This window comes from Xanthomonas sp. 3498, assembly GCF_014199795.1.
Classification (GTDB): domain Bacteria; phylum Pseudomonadota; class Gammaproteobacteria; order Xanthomonadales; family Xanthomonadaceae; genus Xanthomonas_A; species Xanthomonas_A rydalmerensis.
On sequence record NZ_JACHOH010000006.1, the window covers coordinates 277,777 to 298,821 of the forward strand.

18 protein-coding genes and 2 tRNA genes are annotated in these 21,045 nt (G+C 66.6%); all 20 read left to right on the plus strand.

The window, feature by feature from the left end:
- Positions 1–56: 56 nt before the first annotated feature.
- The 20 genes from secG to infB all read left to right on the plus strand — a co-directional run bounded on the left by secG (position 57) and on the right by infB (position 21,045).
- Complete coding sequence (gene secG / locus GGR66_RS17165) at positions 57–491, plus strand: preprotein translocase subunit SecG (protein WP_184449389.1); 435 nt, start codon at positions 57–59, stop codon at positions 489–491.
- Positions 492–542: 51 nt separating this feature from the next.
- A tRNA-Leu gene (locus GGR66_RS17170) sits at positions 543–627 on the plus strand.
- A 107-nt stretch (positions 628–734) separates the two neighbouring features.
- Positions 735–1,091 (plus strand): NADH-quinone oxidoreductase subunit A, encoded by a 357-nt coding sequence (locus tag GGR66_RS17175; RefSeq protein WP_010343005.1) that lies wholly within the window; start codon positions 735–737, stop codon positions 1,089–1,091.
- Positions 1,082–1,636, plus strand: coding sequence for an NADH-quinone oxidoreductase subunit B (locus GGR66_RS17180; RefSeq protein ID WP_010343006.1), 555 nt, complete (start codon positions 1,082–1,084; stop codon positions 1,634–1,636). The genes GGR66_RS17175 and GGR66_RS17180 overlap by 10 nt, the downstream gene beginning before the upstream one ends.
- A 32-nt stretch (positions 1,637–1,668) precedes the next feature.
- The gene (locus GGR66_RS17185) at positions 1,669–2,418 is read left to right on the plus strand and encodes an NADH-quinone oxidoreductase subunit C (RefSeq protein WP_184449321.1); all 750 of its coding nucleotides are present in this window, start codon (positions 1,669–1,671) and stop codon (positions 2,416–2,418) included.
- Positions 2,415–3,722: an NADH-quinone oxidoreductase subunit D gene (locus tag GGR66_RS17190; RefSeq protein ID WP_160962990.1), complete on the plus strand. Its 1,308-nt coding sequence runs from the start codon at positions 2,415–2,417 to the stop codon at positions 3,720–3,722. Before GGR66_RS17185 ends, GGR66_RS17190 begins: the two co-directional genes overlap by 4 nt.
- A complete protein-coding gene (gene nuoE, locus GGR66_RS17195; RefSeq protein ID WP_048489486.1) occupies positions 3,719–4,246 on the plus strand; it encodes an NADH-quinone oxidoreductase subunit NuoE in 528 nt (175 codons plus the stop codon). Before GGR66_RS17190 ends, nuoE begins: the two co-directional genes overlap by 4 nt.
- Positions 4,247–4,251: 5 nt before the next feature.
- Positions 4,252–5,595, plus strand: a complete 1,344-nt coding sequence (gene nuoF, locus GGR66_RS17200; RefSeq protein ID WP_184449323.1) for an NADH-quinone oxidoreductase subunit NuoF — start codon at positions 4,252–4,254, stop codon at positions 5,593–5,595.
- Positions 5,592–7,841 (plus strand): NADH-quinone oxidoreductase subunit NuoG, encoded by a 2,250-nt coding sequence (gene nuoG / locus GGR66_RS17205; RefSeq protein WP_184449325.1) that lies wholly within the window; start codon positions 5,592–5,594, stop codon positions 7,839–7,841. The genes nuoF and nuoG overlap by 4 nt, the downstream gene beginning before the upstream one ends.
- Entirely contained in the window at positions 7,838–8,929 is a 1,092-nt protein-coding gene (gene nuoH, locus GGR66_RS17210) for an NADH-quinone oxidoreductase subunit NuoH (RefSeq protein ID WP_184449327.1), read from the plus strand. Before nuoG ends, nuoH begins: the two co-directional genes overlap by 4 nt.
- A gap of 3 nt (positions 8,930–8,932) precedes the next feature.
- Positions 8,933–9,421, plus strand: a complete 489-nt coding sequence (nuoI, locus tag GGR66_RS17215) for an NADH-quinone oxidoreductase subunit NuoI (RefSeq protein ID WP_010343013.1) — start codon at positions 8,933–8,935, stop codon at positions 9,419–9,421.
- Positions 9,422–9,430: 9 nt separating this feature from the next.
- Positions 9,431–10,078: an NADH-quinone oxidoreductase subunit J gene (locus tag GGR66_RS17220; RefSeq protein WP_160969870.1), complete on the plus strand. Its 648-nt coding sequence runs from the start codon at positions 9,431–9,433 to the stop codon at positions 10,076–10,078.
- Entirely contained in the window at positions 10,075–10,380 is a 306-nt protein-coding gene (nuoK, locus tag GGR66_RS17225) for an NADH-quinone oxidoreductase subunit NuoK (RefSeq protein WP_017908131.1), read from the plus strand. The genes GGR66_RS17220 and nuoK overlap by 4 nt, the downstream gene beginning before the upstream one ends.
- 7 nt (positions 10,381–10,387) lie before the next feature.
- A complete protein-coding gene (gene nuoL / locus GGR66_RS17230) occupies positions 10,388–12,589 on the plus strand; it encodes an NADH-quinone oxidoreductase subunit L (protein WP_184449329.1) in 2,202 nt (733 codons plus the stop codon).
- A gap of 20 nt (positions 12,590–12,609) precedes the next feature.
- On the plus strand, positions 12,610–14,112 hold the full coding sequence (locus GGR66_RS17235) for an NADH-quinone oxidoreductase subunit M (RefSeq protein ID WP_184449331.1): 1,503 nt from the start codon (positions 12,610–12,612) through the stop codon (positions 14,110–14,112).
- A gap of 36 nt (positions 14,113–14,148) precedes the next feature.
- Positions 14,149–15,624, plus strand: coding sequence for an NADH-quinone oxidoreductase subunit NuoN (gene nuoN / locus GGR66_RS17240; RefSeq protein WP_167087552.1), 1,476 nt, complete (start codon positions 14,149–14,151; stop codon positions 15,622–15,624).
- Positions 15,625–15,831: 207 nt separating this feature from the next.
- Positions 15,832–15,908, plus strand: a tRNA-Met gene (locus GGR66_RS17245).
- A 207-nt stretch (positions 15,909–16,115) separates the two neighbouring features.
- Entirely contained in the window at positions 16,116–16,721 is a 606-nt protein-coding gene (rimP, locus tag GGR66_RS17250) for a ribosome maturation factor RimP (RefSeq protein ID WP_184449332.1), read from the plus strand.
- Positions 16,718–18,229 (plus strand): transcription termination factor NusA, encoded by a 1,512-nt coding sequence (gene nusA / locus GGR66_RS17255; RefSeq protein WP_160969862.1) that lies wholly within the window; start codon positions 16,718–16,720, stop codon positions 18,227–18,229. Before rimP ends, nusA begins: the two co-directional genes overlap by 4 nt.
- Before the next feature lie 95 nt (positions 18,230–18,324).
- Entirely contained in the window at positions 18,325–21,045 is a 2,721-nt protein-coding gene (infB, locus tag GGR66_RS17260) for a translation initiation factor IF-2 (protein WP_184449334.1), read from the plus strand.

Genomic DNA, 21,045 nt, shown 5'->3' on the forward strand with positions numbered 1-21,045 from the left:
GGCTGCCGATGGCGGCCGTTCGTCCCCCAAGTCGTACTGTCCGGACGGATTTCGAAATGCTGATGGTCATCCTCAATGTGGTCTACGTGCTGGTGGCGATCGCGATGATCGCGCTGATCCTGATGCAGCGCGGCGCCGGTGCGGCGGCGGGTTCCGGGTTCGGCGCCGGCGCGTCCGGCACGGTGTTCGGATCGCGCGGCGCGTCCAACTTCCTGTCCAAGTCGACCAAGTGGCTGGCGGTGGTGTTCTTCGCCATCAGCCTGTTCATGGCCTGGTACGCCGGCCACAGTGCGCGTCCGGCCGACGCTAACCTGGGCGTGATGTCGCAGTCCGCCACCCCGGCCCCGGCCGCGCCGGCCGGCGAGTTGTCGGTCCCGCAGGCGCCGTCGGCCGCCGCTGCGGCTCCGGCGGCGCCCGCCGCCGCCCCGGCTGCCCAGCAGGCGCCGGAAAAAGCGCAAGAAAAGTCGCCTGCCCCGTCGCAGAAAGACTGAAGACGGTTACAATATGCTGCGCGGCGGGATTGCCGCGCAGGTTTTACGCAAGCCCAGGTGGCGGAATTGGTAGACGCACTACCTTGAGGTGGTAGCGACTTAGGTCGTAGGGGTTCGAGTCCCCTCTTGGGCACCATTGTTTGGCTACGGTTTCTGCGCAAGGGCGTCACGCCTCTGCCCGGAGAATCGTCTATCCCATGCCTGCGCGGCACGCGCGCGGGCACAGGCAAGAGAGAATTGCGAGTGCTGGCCGAATATTTGCCGACCCTGCTGTTTCTGATCGTGGCCACCGGTATCGGCGTCGCGCTGATGCTGGTGGGGCGCTTCCTCGGTCCCCGGCGTCCCGACCTGAAGAAGCTCTCGCCGTACGAGTGCGGCTTCGAGGCCTTCGAGGACGCGCGCATGAAGTTCGACGTGCGCTACTACCTGATCGCCATCCAGTTCATCGTCTTCGATCTGGAAATCATCTTCATCGTGCCGTGGACGCAGGTGTTCATGGACCTGGGCGCTCGCTCCCTGGTCACCATGGGCCTGTTCGTCGGCATGTTGTTCCTCGGTTTTGTCTACGTGTGGAAGAAGGGAGCGCTGGAATGGGAGTGATTCAGACCCTGGATCGCCTGATGACCAACCCGATCCCGGAAGGGCGGGTGGACGACATCCTGCGTCCCGAAGGCGAGAACCCGCTGCTGGAAAAGGGCTACGTCACCACCAGCGTCGACGCGCTGCTGAACTGGGCGCGCACCGGCTCGATGTGGCCGATGACCTTCGGTCTGGCCTGCTGCGCGGTCGAGATGATGCACGCCGGCGCCGCGCGCCTGGACCTGGACCGCTACGGCGTGGTGTTCCGCCCGTCGCCGCGCCAGTCCGACGTGATGATCGTCGCCGGCACCCTGGTCAACAAAATGGCCCCGGCGCTGCGCAAGGTCTACGACCAGATGCCGGATCCGAAGTGGGTCATCTCGATGGGCAGCTGCGCCAACGGCGGCGGCTACTACCATTACTCGTATTCGGTGGTGCGCGGTTGCGACCGCATCGTGCCGGTGGACGTCTATGTCCCCGGTTGCCCGCCGACCGCCGAGGCCCTGGTCTACGGCATCTTGCAGTTGCAGAAGAAGATCTGGCGAACCCAGACCATCGCGCGCTGATTCCTCTTTCCTCGAGAGCACGCCAAGCCCCCATGGCAGAGCAAGCATCTTCCTTTAGCGACCGACTCGGCGCCCGTTTCCCCGGCAGCCAGGTCTTCGTGGCCCTTCCGCGCGGCGAAGTCACCCTGGAAGTGCCGGCCGACGCCTGGCACGCCACCTGCCTGGCGCTGCGCGACGAGTTCGGTTTCGAACAGCTGTCCGACCTGTGCGGCGTGGACTACCTTGGCTACGGCAGCGACGAGTGGGATACCTCGGACGTGTCTTCGCACGGCTTCAGCCGCGGCGTCGAAGGCAAGGCCGTGGGCCGTTTCGCCTGGGGCGAGTTTCCCAGTGGCGAGGCCGCCGGCGGCGCGCAGCCGTTGCCGGTCCCGCAGCAGCGCTACGCCGTGCTGGCGCAGCTGATCTCCTACCGCCACAACCAGCGCCTGCGCGTGCGTTGCTACGCGCCGAACGAAGACCTGCCGGTGGTGGCCTCGGTCACCGACATCTGGCCGGGCGCGAACTGGTTCGAGCGCGAGGCGTTCGACCTGTTCGGCGTGGTGTTCTCCGGTCACCCGGACCTGCGCCGCATCCTCACCGACTACGGCTTCGTCGGTCATCCGTTCCGCAAGGATTTCCCGCTGATCGGCAACGTCGAAGTGCGCTACGACGAAGAGAAGCAGCGCGTGATCTACGAGCCGGTGACCTCGGTGGAGCCGCGCGTGGGCGTGCCGCGCGTGATCCGCGACGATGCGCGCTACCAGACCGCGGCGGGCGAAGCACAGAAGGAGTCCGCCAAGTGAGCGAGTACCACCAGGCGCACGACGGGTTCGCCAGCAATCCTGCCGAAGCCAAGCAGGAGATCCGCAACTACACGATGAACTTCGGCCCGCAGCATCCGGCCGCGCACGGCGTGCTGCGCCTGATCCTCGAGATGGACGGCGAGACCGTGGTCCGCGCCGATCCGCACATCGGCCTGCTGCACCGTGGCACCGAGAAGCTGGCCGAGTCCAAGCCGTTCAACCAGTCGATCGGCTACATGGATCGCTTGGACTACGTGTCGATGATGTGCAACGAGCACGCCTACGTGCGCGCGATCGAGACCCTGATGGGGATCGAGGCGCCGGAGCGTGCGCAGTACATCCGCACCATGTTCGACGAAATCACCCGCATTCTGAACCACCTGATGTGGGTCGGCTCCAACGGCCTGGATCTGGGCGCGATGGCGGTGATGCTGTACGCGTTCCGCGAGCGCGAAGAGCTGATGGACGTGTACGAGGCGGTGTCGGGCGCGCGCATGCACGCGACCTACTACCGTCCGGGCGGCGTCTACCGCGACCTGCCGGACCGCATGCCGAAATACCAGGAATCGCGCTGGCACAAGGGCAATGCGCTGAAGCGGCTCAATGCCGCGCGCGAAGGCTCGATGCTGGACTTCCTGGAAGAGTTCACCAACACCTTCCCAGCGCGCGTCGACGAGTACGAGACCCTGCTCACCGACAACCGCATCTGGAAGCAGCGCACCGTCGGCATCGGCGTGGTCACGCCGGAGCAGGCCTATGGCTGGGGCATGACCGGGGTGATGCTGCGCGGCTCGGGCATCGCCTGGGATCTGCGCAAGAAGCAGCCGTACGCCAAGTACGACAGCGTCGATTTCGACATTCCGCTCGGCACCCACGGCGACTGCTACGACCGCTATTTGGTGCGCGTGGCCGAGATGCGCGAGTCCAACCGCATCATCAAGCAGTGCGTGCAGTGGCTGAAGGCCAACCCGGGCCCGGTCATGGTCGAGAACTTCAAGGTGGCGCCGCCCAAGCGCGCCGACATGAAGGACGACATGGAAGCGCTGATCCACCACTTCAAGCTGTTCAGCGAAGGCTACTGCGTGCCGGCCGGCGAGACCTACTGCGCGGTCGAAGCGCCGAAGGGCGAGTTCGGCTGCTACCTGATGTCCGACGGCGCCAACAAGCCGTTCCGCGTGCACCTGCGCGCGCCGGGCTTCGCCCATCTGTCGTCGATGGATGCGATCGTGCGCGGCCACATGCTGGCCGACGTGGTGGCGATGATTGGTACCTATGATCTGGTGTTTGGTGAGGTCGACCGATGAAGGCGACAGGTAATTTCGAAGCGGCGCGCGACGTCGATCCGATGGTGGTGCTGAGCGACAAGACGCGCGCGCACATCGATCACTGGCTGGCCAAGTTCCCGCCGGACCGCAAGCGCTCGGCGGTGCTGCAGGGCTTGCACGCGGCGCAGGAACAGAACCAGGGCTGGCTGACCGACGAGTTGATCGCCGGCGTGGCCAAGTACCTGGAACTGCCGCCGGTGTGGGCCTACGAGGTCGCCAGCTTCTACTCGATGTTCGAGACCGAGAAGGTCGGCCGCAACAACGTCGCGTTCTGCACCAACATCAGCTGCTGGCTCAACGGTGCCGAGGACCTGGTCGCGCACGCCGAGAAGAAGCTCGGCTGCAAGCTGGGCCAGTCCACCGCCGACGGCCGCGTCTACCTCAAGCGCGAGGAAGAATGCCTGGCCGGTTGCGCCGGCGCGCCGATGATGGTCATCAACGGCCACTACCACGAGCATCTGACCAAGGACAAGGTCGACGAATTGCTGGACGGGTTGGAGTAACGGCAATGGCACAGCATCCCCACGCTCCCACCGGTCCGGTCGGCCCCGCGCCGCAGTCGCACCAGGTGGTGTACACCACGCTGCACTACGACACCCCGTGGTCCTACGAGAGCTACCTGAAGACCGGTGGCTACGCTGCGCTGCGCAAGATCCTCGAAGAGAAAATCCCGCCGGAGCAGGTGATCGAGATGGTCAAGCAGTCGAACCTGCGCGGCCGCGGCGGCGCCGGCTTCCCGACCGGCCTGAAGTGGTCGTTCATGCCCAAGGGCGCGCCGCAGAAGTACATTTTGTGCAACTCGGACGAGTCCGAGCCAGGCACCTGCAAGGACCGCGACATCCTGCGCTACAACCCGCATTCGGTGGTGGAGGGCATGGCCATCGCCTGCTACGCCACCGGCTCCACCGTGGGCTACAACTACCTGCGCGGCGAGTTCCACCACGAGCCGTTCGAGAACTTCGAACAGGCCCTGGCCGATGCCTACGCCAATGGCTGGCTGGGCAAGGACATCCTCGGCAGCGGCATCGACATCGACATCTATGGCGCGCTGGGCGCCGGCGCCTACATCTGCGGCGAAGAGACCGCGCTGATGGAGTCGCTGGAAGGCAAGAAGGGCCAGCCGCGCTACAAGCCGCCGTTCCCGGCCAACTTCGGCCTGTACGGCAAGCCGTCGACGATCAACAACACCGAGACCTACGCCTCGGTGCCGGCGATCATCCGCAACGGCCCGGAATGGTTCCTGGGGCTGAGCAAGACCAAGAACGGCGGCCCGAAGATCTTCTCGGTCTCCGGCTGCGTGCAGAAGGGCGGCAACTTCGAGGTGCCGCTGGGCACCACCTTCGACGAACTGCTGGAGATGGCCGGCGGGCTGAAGCCGGGCCGCACCCTCAAGGGCGCGATCCCGGGTGGCGTGTCGATGCCGGTGCTGAAGGCCGAGCAGCTCAAGGGCCTGCAGATGGACTACGACACCCTGCGTGCGCTGGGCACCGGCCTGGGCTCGGGCGCGATCGTGGTGCTGGACGACAGCGTGTGCTGCGTGAAGTTCGCCTGCCGCATCTCGCAGTTCTTCCACAAGGAGTCCTGCGGCCAGTGCACCCCGTGCCGCGAAGGCACCGGCTGGATGCACCGCGTGCTGGAGCGCATCGTCGCCGGCAAGGCGACGATGGAAGACCTGCACCAGCTGCGCACCGTCGCCGGGCAGATCGAGGGCCACACCATCTGCGCCTTCGGCGAGGCGGCGGCCTGGCCGATCCAGGGCTTCCTGCGCCAGTTCTGGGACGAATTCGAGTACTACATCGTCAACGGTCATTCGATGGTTGACGGCAAGAAGGTGGAGGCAGCCGCCGCATGAGCGCGCAACCCAACAATCCCGGCGCGACCCCCGCGGTCGTGCCGGAAGGCCATGTGACCGTCGAGATCGACGGCCAGTCGCTGGTCGTGCCGAAGGGCTCGATGATCATCCAGGCTGCCGACAAGGCCGGCATCCCGATCCCGCGCTTCTGCTACCACGAGAAGCTGCCGATCGCGGCCAACTGCCGCATGTGCCTGGTCGACGTCGAGAAGTCGCCCAAGCCGTCGCCGGCCTGCGCCACGCCGGTCATGGACGGCATGAAGGTGCAGACCCGCAGCGACAAGGCGCTGAAGTACCAGCGCAGCGTCATGGAATTCCTGCTGATCAACCATCCGCTGGACTGCCCGATCTGCGATCAGGGCGGCGAGTGCGAGCTGCAGGACGTGTCGCTGGGCTATGGCCGCTCGGTCAGCCGCTTCAACGAGCGCAAGCGCGTGGTGCCGGACGAGGACATCGGGCCGCTGGTCGCCACCGAGATGACCCGCTGCATCCAGTGCACGCGCTGCGTGCGCTTCACCGCGGACATCGCCGGCACCTACGAGCTGGGCGGCATGTACCGCGGCGAGAACCTGCAGATCGGCACCTACGACGGCAAGCCGCTGACCACCGAGCTGTCCGGCAACGTGGTCGACGTGTGCCCGGTGGGCGCGCTGACCAACAAGGTGTTCCAGTTCCGTGCGCGCCCCTGGGAACTGGTGGCGCGCGAGTCGCTGGGCTACCACGACGCGATGGGCTCCAACCTGTTCCTGCACGTACGCCGCGGCGAAGTGCTGCGCACCGTGCCGCGCGATAACGAAGCGGTCAACGAGTGCTGGCTGTCCGACCGCGACCGCTACTCGCACCAGGGCCTGTACGCCGAGGACCGCGCCCTGCGGCCGATGCGCAAGGTCGACGGGCAGTGGCGCGAGGTGTCGTGGGCCGAAGGGCTTTCCGCCGCGAGCGAGATCCTCAAGGCCAACCGTGGCGACGCGCTGGGCGTGCTCGCGCATCCGTCCACCTCCAACGAGGAGGGCGCGCTGCTGGCGCGCCTGGCCGAGGGCCTGGACAGCGGCAACCTCGATCACCGCGTGTACAACCGCGACTTCTCCGATGCCGCGCTGGCCGAGCCGTTCGCGCTGCCGCTGGCGGAGATCGAGCAGGCCGACGTGGTGGTGATCCTGGGCAGCAACCTGCGCCACGAGTTGCCGCTGCTGCATGCACGCCTGCGCAAGGCGCGGATGCAGCGCCAGACCAAGCTGTATTCGATCAATCCGGTCGATTTCGACGTGGCCTTCGACCAGGCCGGCCGCCAGATCGTGGCGCCGTCGAAGTTCGCCGAAGCGCTGGCCGATGGCGCGCTGCGCGAAGCGATGCAGGGTCCCGGCCGCGCGGTGCTGATCGTCGGCGCGCTGGTCGAGAACCATCCGCAGGCCGCCGCGCTGCGTGCGGCTGCGCGCGATTTCGCCGCCGCCACCGGCGCGGCGCTGTGCCGCATCCCGCAGGGCGCCAACGCGCTCGGCCTGTCGCGCTACGGCGTGTTGCCGCGCGGCCGCAACGCCGCGGCGATGCTGGCCGAACCGCGCAGCGCCTACGTGCTGTACGGCCTGGAGCCGGGGCTGGACTTCGCCGACGCTGCCGCCGCGCGCAGCGCGCTGGCCGGTGCCAAGGTGGTGGCGTTCAGCCATTTCGCCTGCGCTTCCACTCGCGACGTGGCCGACGTGATCCTGCCGATCGGCGCGCTGCCGGAAATCGAGGCGACGTTGACCAACCTCAACGGCAGCGACCAGCGCACCCGCGCCGGCGGCAAGCTGCCGGGCGAAGCCCGTGAGGGCTGGCGCGTGCTGCGCGCGCTCGGCGGCGAGCTGGGCCTGCAGGGCTTCGAGTTCATCGACCTGGCCGGGCTGCGCGATGGCCTGCAGCCGCGCGAAGTCGCCGCGGCAAGCTCGGCGCAGCCGGCGCGCCAGGACGAGGGCCTGGAACTGGCCGCCAGTCCGGCGATCTACCGCACCGATGCGGTGGTGCGCCGCGCGCAGGCGCTGCAGCAGCATCCGCTGAACCGCGCGCCGGGCATCGCGCTGCATCCGGACGAGGCGGCGCGCTTGGGCCTGAGCGACGGGCAGATGGTCAAGGTCGGCACCGCGGCGGGTAGCGCCACGTTGCCGCTGGCGACGGACAAGCGGGTCGCGCCGGGCGCGGCCTGGATCGAAACGGGCCACGGCGCGACCGCGCCGCTGGGCGCCGGTCGGGTGACGGTGGTGGCTGCATGAACGAGATGCTGTTGAACGTGGTCGACCCGCTGCACCAGTGGTTCCTCGGCCTGGGCGCTCTCGGCGTGGTCCTGTGGATCGTGCTGAAGATCCTGCTGATCGCCATGCCGGTGATCATCTCGGTGGCGTTCTACGTGGTCTGGGAGCGCAAACTGATCGGCTGGATGCACGTGCGCCACGGGCCGATGTACGTGGGCATGGGCATCTTCCAGGCCTTCGCCGACGTGTTCAAGCTGCTGTTCAAGGAGATCATCCAGCCCAGCAGCTCGCACAAGGCGATGTTCGTGATCGCGCCGCTGATCACCCTGGCGCCGGCCTTCGCCGCTTGGGCGGTGGTGCCGTTCGACGCCAAGCTGGTGCTGTCCAACGCCAACGCCGGCCTGCTGTACCTGCTGGCGATGACCTCGCTGGGCGTGTACGGCATCATCCTGGCCGGCTGGGCGTCCAACTCCAAGTACGCCTTCCTCGGCGCGATGCGCTCGGCGGCGCAGGTGGTCAGCTACGAGATCGCGATGGGCTTCGCTCTGGTCGGCGTGATGATCGCCGCCGGCAGCCTGAACCTGAGCACGATCGTGCAGGCGCAGGCCGGCAGCTCCGGGTTCTTCAGCTGGTTCCTGATCCCGCTGTTCCCGCTGTTCATCGTGTACTGGGTGTCCGGCGTGGCCGAGACCAACCGCGCGCCGTTCGACGTGGTCGAAGGCGAGTCGGAAATCGTCGCCGGCCACATGGTCGAGTATTCGGGCGGTGCGTTCGCGCTGTTCTTCCTGGCCGAATACGCCAACATGATCCTGGTCAGCTTCCTGGTCTCGATCTTCTTCCTGGGCGGCTGGCTGAGCCCGATCCAGGGCTGGGTCACCGCGGACGTCTCGCCGTGGGTCAACTGGATCTGGACCGGCGGCTGGCCGTGGCTGTTCGCCAAGGTGGTGTTCTTCATGAGCGCCTACATCTGGTTCCGCGCCAGCTTCCCGCGCTACCGCTACGACCAGATCATGCGCCTGGGCTGGAAGGTGTTCATTCCGTTGACGATCGTGTGGATCGCGGTGACGGTATTGATGGTGTTCTACGGTGTGATCCACAGGGGTGTGTAAGCGATGAATAAAGTCACCCATTACTTCAAGAGCCTGTTGCTGCTCGAGCTGCTCGGCGGCCTGTGGCTGACCTTGAAGTACACGTTCCGTCCCAAGTACACCGTGCTGTACCCGATGGAGAAGTTCCCGCAGTCGCCGCGCTTCCGTGGCCTGCACGCGCTGCGCCGCTATCCCAACGGCGAAGAGCGCTGCATCGCCTGCAAGCTGTGCGAAGCGGTGTGCCCGGCGCTGGCGATCACCATCGACTCGACCAAGCGCGAGGACGGCACCCGCCGCACCACCCGCTACGACATCGACCTGTTCAAGTGCATCTACTGCGGCTTCTGCGAGGAAAGCTGCCCGGTGGATTCGATCGTGGAGACCCAGGTGCTGGAGTACCACTTCGAGAAGCGCGGCGAGAACATCGTCACCAAGCCGCAGTTGCTGGCGATCGGAGACCGGCTCGAGGCCGAGATCGCCGAGCGCCGTGCTGCCGACGCTCCCTTCCGCTGAGGTTCCGAAATGGATTGGGTCAATATCGCTTTCTGGATCTTCGCCACCATCGCCGCGGTCGCCGCCGGCGCGGTGATCAGCGTGCGCAACCCCGTGTATGCGGTGCTGTGCCTGATCCTGACGTTCTTCTCCATCGCCTGCGTGTGGCTGCTGGTGGGCGCCGAATTCCTCGGCGTGACCCTGGTGCTGGTCTACGTCGGCGCGGTGATGGTGCTGTTCCTGTTCGTGGTGATGATGCTGGACATCGACACCGCCCGCATGCGCGAAGGCTGGGTGCGCTACCTGCCGGTCGGCCTGGTGGTCGCGGTGGCGATGCTGGTGCAGATGGTCACCCTGATCGGCGTGAAGGCGCGCAGTGCGGCGCCGTTCCCGGCCGACAACGCCGCGGCCCAGGCCGCCGACACCTCCAACATCACCTGGCTGGCCAAGACCCTGTTCACCCAGTTCCTGCTGCCGTTCGAGTTCGCCGCGATCATCCTGACCGTGGCGGTCGTCGCTGCGGTGATGCTGACCCTGCGCAAGCGCACCGGCATCAAGACCCAGAACCCGGGCGAGCAGTCGCGGGTCAAGGCCAGCGACCGCCTGCGCATCGTCAAGATGGACGCCGAAAAGCCCACGCTCCACACTCCGCCGGCATCGCAGGAGGGCCAGCCATGATCTCCCTAGGCCATCTGCTGGCGCTCGGCGCGGTGCTGTTCTGCATCGCCCTGGCCGGCATCTTCCTCAACCGCAAGAACGTCATCGTGCTGCTGATGTCGATCGAGCTGATGCTGCTGTCGGTCAACATCAACTTCGTCGCCTTCTCGCGCGAGCTCGGCGACGCCGCCGGCCAGTTGTTCGTGTTCTTCATCCTGACCGTGGCCGCGGCCGAAGCCGCCATCGGCCTCGCGATCCTGGTGACGCTGTTCCGTACCCGCCACACGATCAACGTGGCCGAAGTCGATTCGCTGAAGGGCTGACCTGCAGATGGAAATTACGCTCTCCAAGAGTCTGCTGATCGCGGTGGTGCTGGCCCCGCTGGTCGGCAGCATCATCGCCGGCCTGTTCGGCCGTCAGGTCGGTCGCAAGGGCGCACAGTTCGCCACCATCCTCGGCGTGGCGGTCAGTTGCGCGCTGTCGTGCTGGACCCTGTACCAGTTGGTCGGGCAGGGCGCGTCGCCGTTCAACCAGAACCTCTACACCTTCTTCGAGGTCGGCCACTATTCGGCCCACGTCGGCTTCATGGTCGACCGCCTGACCGCGATGATGATGGTGGTGGTGACCTTCGTGTCGCTGCTGGTGCACATCTACACCATCGGCTACATGGCCGACGATCCGGGCTACCAGCGCTTCTTCAGCTACATCTCGCTGTTCACCTTCTCGATGCTGAGCCTGGTGATGAGCAACAACTTCCTGCAGCTGTTCTTCGGCTGGGAAGCGGTGGGCCTGGTGTCGTACCTGCTGATCGGGTTCTGGTTCAAGCGCCCGACCGCGGTGTTCGCCAACATGAAGGCGTTCCTGGTCAACCGCGTCGGCGATTTCGGCTTCCTGCTCGGCATCGCCCTGGTGCTGTATGTGTTTGGCACGCTCGATTATTCGCTGGTGTTCTCGAACGCCACGACCATGGTCGGCGGCACCATCACCGTGTGGACCGGCGCCATCACCATCCCGTTCGCAGAGAACGTCATCCATCTCACCGATCCGTGGGTATGGTCGGTGCCGACGATGATCTGCATCTGCCTGTTCATCGGCGCTATGGGCAAGTCGGCGCAGGTTCCGCTGCATGTGTGGCTGCCGGACTCGATGGAAGGCCCGACCCCGATCTCGGCGCTGATCCATGCCGCGACCATGGTCACCGCCGGCATCTTCATGGTGGCGCGCATGTCGCCGCTGTTCGAGTTGTCGCAGACCGCGCTGAACTTCGTGCTGTTCATCGGTGCCACCACCGCGTTCTTCACCGGCCTGATCGGCATCGTGCAGAACGACATCAAGCGCGTGGTCGCCTACTCGACGCTGTCGCAGCTGGGCTACATGACCGTGGCGTTGGGCGTGTCGGCGTACTCGGCGGCGGTGTTCCACCTGATGACCCACGCCTTCTTCAAGGCGCTGCTGTTCCTGGCGGCCGGCTCGGTGATCATCGGCATGCACCATGAGCAGGACATGCGCAAGATGGGCGGCCTGCGCAAGTACATGCCGATCACCTACTGGACCAGCGTGATCGGCACCCTGGCGCTGGTCGGCACCCCGTTCTTTGCCGGCTTCTATTCCAAGGACACCATCATCGAGGCGGCCCAGCACCACGCCGAGGGTGCGCCGTTCTGGAGCATCGCCAGCTACGGCTACTGGGCGGTGCTGGGTGGCGTGCTGATCACCAGCTTCTACAGCTTCCGCTTGCTGTTCCTGACCTTCCACGGCCAGGAGCGCTTCCGCGATGCGCATGCGCACGACGTGCACGCCCACCACGACAGCGCCCACACCGATGCAGAGGCGCAGTCCCACGCACACGATGCGCACGACGCGCATGCGCATGACGACCACCACGGCCATCATGGCGCGCACGAACCGCACGAGTCGCCGTGGGTGGTGACGGTGCCGCTGATCCTGCTGGCGATCCCGTCGATCGCGATCGGCTTCTTCACCATCGGCCCGATGCTGTTCGGCACCGACTGGGCGGGGCACCATGCCGCGGCGGCGATCAAGGGCCAGGCGGTCAGCTTCTTCACCGGCATCGTCGATTTCTACGATCCGGCACGCGACACCGTCGGCGCCCTGGCCGAGGAGTTCCACGGCCCGGTCGCGTTCGCGCTGCACGGCCTGACCCAGCCACCGTTCTTCCTCACCCTGGCCGGTTTCGCCCTGGCGTGGATCCTGTACCTGTGGAAGCCGGAACTGGCGGCGAAGGCGCGCAAGACCTTCTCGCTGCCGGTGTGGATCCTCGAGAACAAGTACGGTTTCGACAAGCTCTGGATCGGCGGTTTCGCCGGCGGCGGCGTGCGCCTGGGCAAGGTGTCGCGCGCGGTGGATACGCATGTCGTGGACGGCGTCATGGTCAACGGCACCGCACGCGTGATCGACCTGGCGGCCAACCTGCTGCGTCGCACGCAATCCGGTTTCCTCTATCACTACGCCTTCGCGATGATCGTCGGTCTCATTGCCCTGCTGGGCGTGCTGATGCATTTCTGGCGTTGACCTGTACGGAATAAGAACACGTGTCGAACTGGCCTCTACTCTCCATCCTGATCTGGCTGCCGATCATCGGCGGCGCCCTGGTGCTCGCCCTGCGTGATGCGCGTGCGGCGCGCTGGGCGTCGCTGCTGGTGGCGTTGCTGACCTTCGCGCTCAGCCTGCCGCTGCTCACCGGTTTCGACTACGCCAGCGACGCGCTGCAGTTCGTCGAGACCCACGCCTGGATCCCGGCGTACGACATCGGCTACAACCTCGGCGCCGACGGCATCGCGGTGGCGCTGATCGTGCTGACCACGCTGGTCACGGTGCTGGCGCTGATCGGCGCGTGGACCTCGATCGACAAGCGCGTCAACCAGTACGTGGCCGCGTTCCTGATCCTGGAAGGCGTCACCGTCGGCATCTTCTCCGCCACCGACGCGATGCTGTTCTACGTGTTCTTCGAGGCGATGCTGATCCCGATGTTCCTGATCATCGGCATCTGGGGCGGCCCGCGCCGCATCTACGCCGCGGTCAAGTTCTTCCTGTACACCTTCCTCGGCTCGGTGCTGATGCTGGTCGGGTTGATCTACCTGTACCTGAAGGGCGGCAGCTTCCAGCTCGCCGACCTGTACCAGCTGTCGCTGACCTCGAAGGAACAGACCTGGCTGTTCTTCGCCTTCCTGGTCGCCTTCGCAGTCAAGGTGCCGATGTTCCCGGTGCACACCTGGCTGCCGGACGCGCACGTGGAAGCGCCGACCGCCGGTTCGGTGATCCTGGCGGCGATCGCGCTGAAGATCGGCGGTTACGGTTTCCTGCGCTTCAACCTGCCGATCCTGCCCGACGCCAGCAACGAATGGGCGTGGCTGGTGATCGCGCTGTCGCTGATCGCGGTGATCTACGTCGGCCTGGTCGCGCTGGTCCAGGAGGATATGAAGAAGCTGATCGCGTACTCGTCGATCGCGCACATGGGCTTCGTTACCCTCGGTACCTTCGTCGCCTTCGCGCTGGTCGCCTCCGGTAGTGGCGATGCCGCCCGGCTGGCGCTGCAGGGCTCGATGGTGCAGATGATCTCGCACGGTTTCGTGTCCGGCGCCATGTTCTCCTGCGTCGGCGTGCTGTACGACCGCATGCACACCCGCCGCATCGCCGACTACGGCGGCGTGGCCAACGTGATGCCGTGGTTTGCCGCGTTCGCGATGCTGTTTTTCATGGCCAACGCCGGCCTGCCTGGCACCAGCGGCTTCGTCGGTGAGTTCATGGTCATTCTGGCCAGCTTCCAGTCGCATCCGCTGCAGGCCTTCGCGGCGGCTACCACGCTGGTGATCGGCGCCGCCTACACCCTGTGGCTGTACAAGCGCGTGTTCTTCGGCGAAGTCGCCAATGCGCACGTGGCCGAGCTGAAGGACATCAACGGCCGCGAGGCGCTGGTGCTGGGCGTGTTCGCGCTCGGCGTGCTGGCCCTGGGCCTGTATCCGAAGCCGTTGACCGACCTGATGGAGCCCTCGATCGCGAAGCTGGCGGCGCAGATCGCCACCAGCAAGCTGTAAGCGGCCGTCGAGCGTATTGATTCCAGAGATTTGATGATGACCACCCCTGCGCTTCTGCCTCTGACCACCGTCGACCTGCCGCCCCTGCTGCCCGAGCTGGTGCTGACGGCCGGTGCCTTCTTCCTGCTGATGCTCGATCTGTTCATCAGCGAGCGCAACAAGGCCTGGACCCACATCGTCTCGGTGGCGATCCTGGTCGCGGTGTTCGCGATGCTGCTGGCCGGCGTGGGCGGGCAGGGCGAGGTGTTCAACGGCATGTTCGTGCGCGACGCCGCCGCCGACGTGATGAAGACGGTGATCGTCGGCCTCAGCGCGCTGACCCTGATCTATGGCTGGAGCTACCTGCGCGAGCGCAAGCTGTACCAGGGCGAGATCCCGGTGCTGGTGCTGTTCGCCACGGTCGGCATGATGATCCTGGTCTCGGCCGGCAGCCTGCTGATGGTCTACCTGGGCCTGGAACTGCTGGCGCTGTGCTCCTACGCGCTGGTCGCCTCCAACCGCGACAACGGCATGGCCACCGAAGCGGCGATGAAGTACATCGTGCTCGGTTCGCTGGCCTCCGGCCTGCTGCTGTACGGCATGTCGCTGATCTACGGCGCCACCGGCACGCTGAGCCTGAGCGGCATCCACGAAGCGATCGGCAACGGCCGCGAGCACATGCTGCTGCTCACCGGTACGGTGTTCATGATCGCCGGCGTCGCCTTCAAGCTCGGCGCCGCGCCGTTCCACATGTGGCTGCCGGACGTCTACCAGGGCGCCCCGGCGCCGATCGCGCTGTTCATCAGCTCGGCGTCCAAGCTGGCCGCGTTCGGCATGGCCTACCGCCTGCTGGAAGTGGGCGTTGGCCCGCTGGCGGCGCAGTGGCACTGGGTCATCGGCGGCCTGGCGGCGCTGTCGCTGGTGGTCGGCAACCTGATGGCGGTGGCGCAGAGCAACCTCAAGCGCATGCTGGCGTACTCCACGGTCTCGCACATCGGCTTCCTGCTGCTGGGCGTGGCCGGTGGTGGCGAGCGCGGCTACGCGGCGGCGCTGTTCTACGCGATCTGCTACGCGGTGATGTCCACGGCTTCGTTCGGCGCGATCATCGCGCTGTCGCGCAAGGGCTTCGAAGCCGAGAACATCGACGACTTCAAGGGCCTGAACGCGCGCAACCCGTGGATGGCGTTGCTGGTGCTGTGCATCATGGCCTCGCTGGCCGGCGTGCCGCCGTTCCTGGGCTTCTGGGCCAAGCTGGCGGTGCTGGGCGCGGTGGTCGCAGTGCCCGACCAGAATCTGTGGTGGACCGGCCTGGCCGTGCTGTCGGTGCTGTGCGCGGTGATCGGTGCCTTCTACTACCTGCGCGTGATCAAGGTGATGTACTTCGACGAGCCGGTCGGCACGCCGCTGCCGGCCAACGACGACCGCGTGCTGAGTGTGGCGCTGGGCGTCAACGCGCTCGGCCTGCTGGCCTTCGGCCTGGCCTGGAGCCCGCTGATGGCGTGGTGCCAGCGCGCCTTCGCGCACCTGGCCTGATCGCGAAAGGGCGGTTTTCCCGCTGTTTTACGCCAACGCCGCCGCAAGGCGGCGTTGGCTTTTTTGCATTCGGCGATGCGATTGGTGTTTCGTTTTCCATCGCGTGCGGTTATCATGGCGTCCTTCGAACGGCAGCGTCGCTACCGCATCGAGATGAAAATCAGGGCTTGCAATTGACGCACTGATTCTTCATAATTCCGCTTCTGCTGCGGGGTGGAGCAGTCTGGCAGCTCGTCGGGCTCATAACCCGAAGGTCGCAGGTTCAAATCCTGCCCCCGCTACCATATTTGTCTGCAGCGGCAACCAGTTCATCGGTTGTCTGCGGCAGGGAAGTTTGGGCTTCGCGATGACGCATGTTCCCGTCGTCTCAACCGGAATCCAGCGTGACCGGAGTCGTACCGGACAAGGGGCCCAGAGGGCCCTTTGTCGTTTCCGGGGTCCGGGAAATATCACGCAACCGACTCTTCAACCCTTCAGATGCAAGGCAGGCTGTGAGCGACAAGGCAAACGAAATCGCGACGTTGCTGGGCCCGACCGTGGACGCGTTGGGTTTGGAACTGCTGGGCGCCGAATATCTGCCGGCCCCTGGCGGCGCCACGCTGCGCCTGTATATCGACGTGCCGCTGGCCGAGCAGCCCGAGCGCATCGTCAACATCGACGATTGCGAGCGGGTCAGCCGCGAGGTCTCGGCGCAACTGGACGTGGAAGACCCGATCAGCGGCAACTACACGCTGGAAGTGTCCTCGCCGGGCGTGGACCGGCCGCTGTTCAGCGCCGAACAGTTTTCCCGCCACCTGGGCGAATCGGCCAAGGTGGTGTTGAAGTTGCCGCAGCAGGGCCGTCGGCGCCTGCAGGGGCGCATCGTGCAGGCCGACGCGGATGCCGGCCGGATCAACTTCGAGGTCGACGGCGCCGAACTGGCAGTGGACTTCGACAACATCGACAAGGCGCGGATCATGCCCGACTGGGCCGCGTTGGGCCTGGCCCCGACCAAGCCGGGCAAGGGTCCGAAGCCGGCCGGCAAGAACGCAAAATCCAATAAGAAACCATCCAACGAACCGGCGGCCGACGAGGCTGCGCGCGGAGCGAAAGAATGAGCAAGGAACTGTTGCTGGTAGTCGACGCGGTGGCCAACGAAAAGGGCGTGCCGCGCGAAGTGATCTTCGACGCGATCGAGGCCGCATTGGCGTCGGCGGCGAAGAAGCGCTACCCCGACCAGGACGTGCTGACGCGCGTCACCATCGACCACAAGGACGGCAATTACGAAACCTACCGCCGTTGGGAAGTGGTGGCCGACGACGTGGTGATGGAATCGCCCGACCGGCAGATCCGCCTGATGGACGCGGTCGACGAGGCCGAGGGCGTGGACGTCGGCGACTACATCGAAGAGCAGATCGAGAATCCGGACTTCGGCCGCATCGCCGCGCAGGCCGCCAAGCAGGTGATCGTGCAGCGCGTGCGCGAGGCCGAGCGGCAGCAGGTGGTGGACGCGTGGAAGGATCGCGTCGGCGAACTGGTCACCGGCGTGGTCAAGCGCGCCGAGCGCGGCAACATCTACGTGGACCTGGGCGGCAACGCCGAGGCCTTCATCCCCAAGGACAAGGGCATTCCGCGCGACGTGCTGCGCGCCGGCGATCGCGTGCGCGGCTATCTGGCCGAAGTGCGTTCGGAGCCGCGTGGCCCGCAGCTGTTCATCAGCCGCGCCGCGCCGGAATTCATGATCGAGCTGTTCAAGCTGGAAGTGCCGGAAGTGGGCCAGGGCCTGGTCGAGATCAAGGCCTGCGCGCGCGATCCGGGCGACCGCGCCAAGATCGCGGTGCTGGCGCACGATACCCGCACCGATCCGATCGGCGCCTGCATCGGCATGCGTGGTTCGCGCGTGCAGGCGGTGTCCAACGAGCTCAACGGCGAGCGCGTGGACATCGTGCTGTGGAACGACAACCCGGCCAACTTCGTCATCAATGCGATGGCGCCGGCCGAGGTGCAGTCGATCATCGTTGATGAAGAAAAGCACTCGATGGACCTGGCGGTGGCGGAAGACCGCCTGGCCCAGGCGATCGGCAAGGGCGGCCAGAACGTGCGCCTGGCCAGCCGCCTGACCGGCTGGCAGCTCAACGTGATGACCGCCGAGCAGGTCGCGGCCAAGTCCGAGGCCGAGCAGGCCGTGGCCCGCCAGCTGTTCATGGACAAGCTGGAAGTGGACGAGGAAATCGCCGCGATCCTGGTCGCCGAGGGCTTCAACTCGGTCGAGGAAATCGCCTACGTGCCGGTCGGCGAGCTGCTGGCGGTGGAAGGTTTCGACGAGGACATCGTCGAGGAACTGCGTGCTCGTGCCCGCGACGCGCTGCTCAACGAGGCGCTGGCCGCCGAGGAGAGCGACGAGGATGGTGTGCCGGCGGCGGACCTGCTGTCGCTGCCGGGCATGGATGAAGCCACCGCTTACGCGCTAGCCGGCCATGGTGTGCGTACCAGCGAGGACCTGTCGGATCTGGCTGCCGACGAAATCCTCGAGTTCGGCATCGAGGACCTGGACAAGGACCGCGCCGCGGCCCTGATCCTGGCCGCCCGCGCCGAGGAGATCGCCCGCCTGGAGCGCGGCGAATGAGTCAGCGATGAATGCCGCCCTGACCCGATCAGGGCTTAGAATCCGCGCTACCTTCGCACGCGGCGAGGGGGCGCCAACCAGATCATAGGATCCGAATGTCGCAGCAAACCACCATCCGCAAGCTGGCCGAACTGGTGAACACGCCGGTCGAGAAACTGCTGGTTCAACTGGCCGACGCCGGGATGAAGTTCAGTGGTCCCGACCAGGTCGTCACCAGCACCGAAAAGATGAAGCTGCTGGGCTTCCTGCGCCGTACCCACGGCAAGACCGACAAGCCGGTCGAGGAAGAGGCCCAGGCGGCGCCGAAGAAGATCACCCTGAACCGGCGCAAGCTGCAGGAAGTGACGGTCAGCGCCGGGCGCAGCAAGACCACGGTCAACGTCGAGGTCCGGCAGAAGCGCACCTACGTGAAGTCGGCCGAGGACCTGGCCGCCGAGCGTGCGGCGCCGTCCGCGGGCGGACGGGTGGATGACGAGCGCGCCGAGATCCTGCGCAAGCTGGAGGAATCCAAGCAGCGCAACCTGGCCGAACAGCAGAAGCTGGCCGAGCAGGACCGTGCGCGCGCCGAGGAAATCGAGCGCAAGCGCAAGGCCGAGCAGGACGCGCGCGAGCGCGCCGAGGCCGAGCAACGTGCGGCCCAGGCCGCGCTGAACGCCGAGTCGGCGCCGCCGGCGGCGGCTGCGTCGGCGCCTCAGAACGCCGCTGCAGCGCCGCGCCCGGCTCGTCCGGCCGTCGCGCCGCGCCCGGCTGGTGGCGCGCCGCGTCCGGCCGGTGCAGCGCATCCGGCCAAGCCGGCGGCGCCGCGCAGCGACGACCGCAACAATGCCAACAACAAGCACAAGACCCGCGGCTCGCACGTGATGGTCGCCGGGGTCGAGGACGACGACAGCACCAGCCGCTTCGCCGGCCAGCTGCACCTGTCCGCGGCCGATCGCGCGCGCCGTTCCAACGTGCGCGGCAAGCCGCGCGGCGGCAGCCACAGCGGCGGCCGTCGCCAGGCCGAACCGTTGCGCAGCGGCGGCGGCGCGCACGGCTTCGAGCGTCCCACCGCACCGGTGGTGCGCGAAGTGGCGATCGGCGACACCATCACCGTGGCCGACCTGGCGCAGAAGCTCGCGCTGAAGGGCGGCGACGTGGTCAAGGCGCTGTTCAAGATGGGCGTGATGGCCACCATCACCCAGTCCATCGACCACGACACCGCGGCGCTGATCACCGAAGAGCTCGGCCACAAGCCGGTGCGCGCAGGCAGCGCCGACGCCGAGGACGCGCTGCTGGCGCACACCGAGGACGCGCAGGGCGAGAAGCTGCCGCGGCCGCCGGTGGTCACCATCATGGGCCACGTCGACCACGGCAAGACCTCGTTGCTGGACTACATCCGCCGCACCAAGGTCGCCTCGGGCGAAGCCGGCGGCATCACCCAGCACATCGGCGCCTACCACGTCGAAACCGACCGCGGCGTCATCAGCTTCCTGGATACCCCGGGCCATGCCGCGTTCACCTCGATGCGCGCGCGCGGCGCCAAGCTCACCGACATCGTGGTGCTGGTGGTCGCGGCCGACGACGGCGTGATGCCGCAGACGGTCGAGGCGGTCAAGCATGCGAAGGCGGCCGGCGTGCCGCTGATCGTGGCGGTCAACAAGATCGACAAGTCCGGTGCCGATCCGCTGCGGGTCAAGAACGAACTGCTCGCGCAGGACGTGGTCGCCGAAGAATTCGGTGGCGACACCCAGTTCGTCGAACTCTCGGCCAAGACCGGCCAGGGCATCGATGTGCTGCTGGACGCGATCTCGCTGCAGGCCGAAGTGCTGGAACTGCGGGCGGTGGCCGAAGGCCGTGCCAGCGGCGTGGTGATCGAGTCCTCGCTGGACAAGGGCCGCGGCCCGGTGGCGACGGTGCTGGTGCAGCAGGGCGCGCTGAAGAAGGGCGACTACCTGGTGTGCGGCATCCAGTACGGCCGCGTGCGTGCGCTGTTCGACGAGACCGGCAAGCAGCCCGATTCCGCGGGTCCGTCGATCCCGGTGCAGGTGCTCGGCCTGTCCGGCGTGCCGGATGCCGGCGACGACTTCGTGGTCGTCGACGACGAGCGCCTGGCCAAGGACGTGGCGCAGCAGCGCGAGACCAAGCGCCGCGAGTCGCGCCTGGTGTCCTCGGCGGGCAGCCGCATGGAAGACATCATGTCGCAGCTCGGCAAGGGCGAAGGCCAGCTGTCGCTGAACCTGGTGATCAAGGCCGACGTGCAGGGTTCGGTGGAGGCGCTGAAGCAGTCGCTGACCGCGCTGTCCAACGAGCAGATCCGCATCAACGTGATCCACTCCGGCGTGGGCGGCATCACCGAGTCCGATGCGAATTCGGCGCTGGCGTCCAAGGCCACGGTGATCGGCTTCAACGTGCGTGCCGACGCCTCGGCGCGTCGCATCATCGAGACCAACGGCATCGACCTGCGTTACTTCTCGATCATCTACGACGTGATCGACCAGGTGAAGCAGGTGGCGTCCGGCCTGCTTGGCGTGGAGATCCGCGAAGAGATCATCGGTATCGCCCAGGTGCGCGACGTGTTCCGCAGCTCCAAGTTCGGCGCCGTCGCCGGCTGCATGGTGGTGGAGGGCGTGGTCAAGCGCAACAAGCCGATCCGCGTGCTGCGCGACAACACCGTGGTGTTCGAGGGCGAGCTGGAGTCGCTGCGTCGCTTCAAGGAGAACGTCGACGAAGTGCGCAACGGCACCGAGTGCGGTATCGGCGTGAAGGCCTACAACGACGTCAAGGCCGGCGACCAGATCGAGTGCTTCGAGCGCATCGAAGTGCAGCGCACGCTGTAA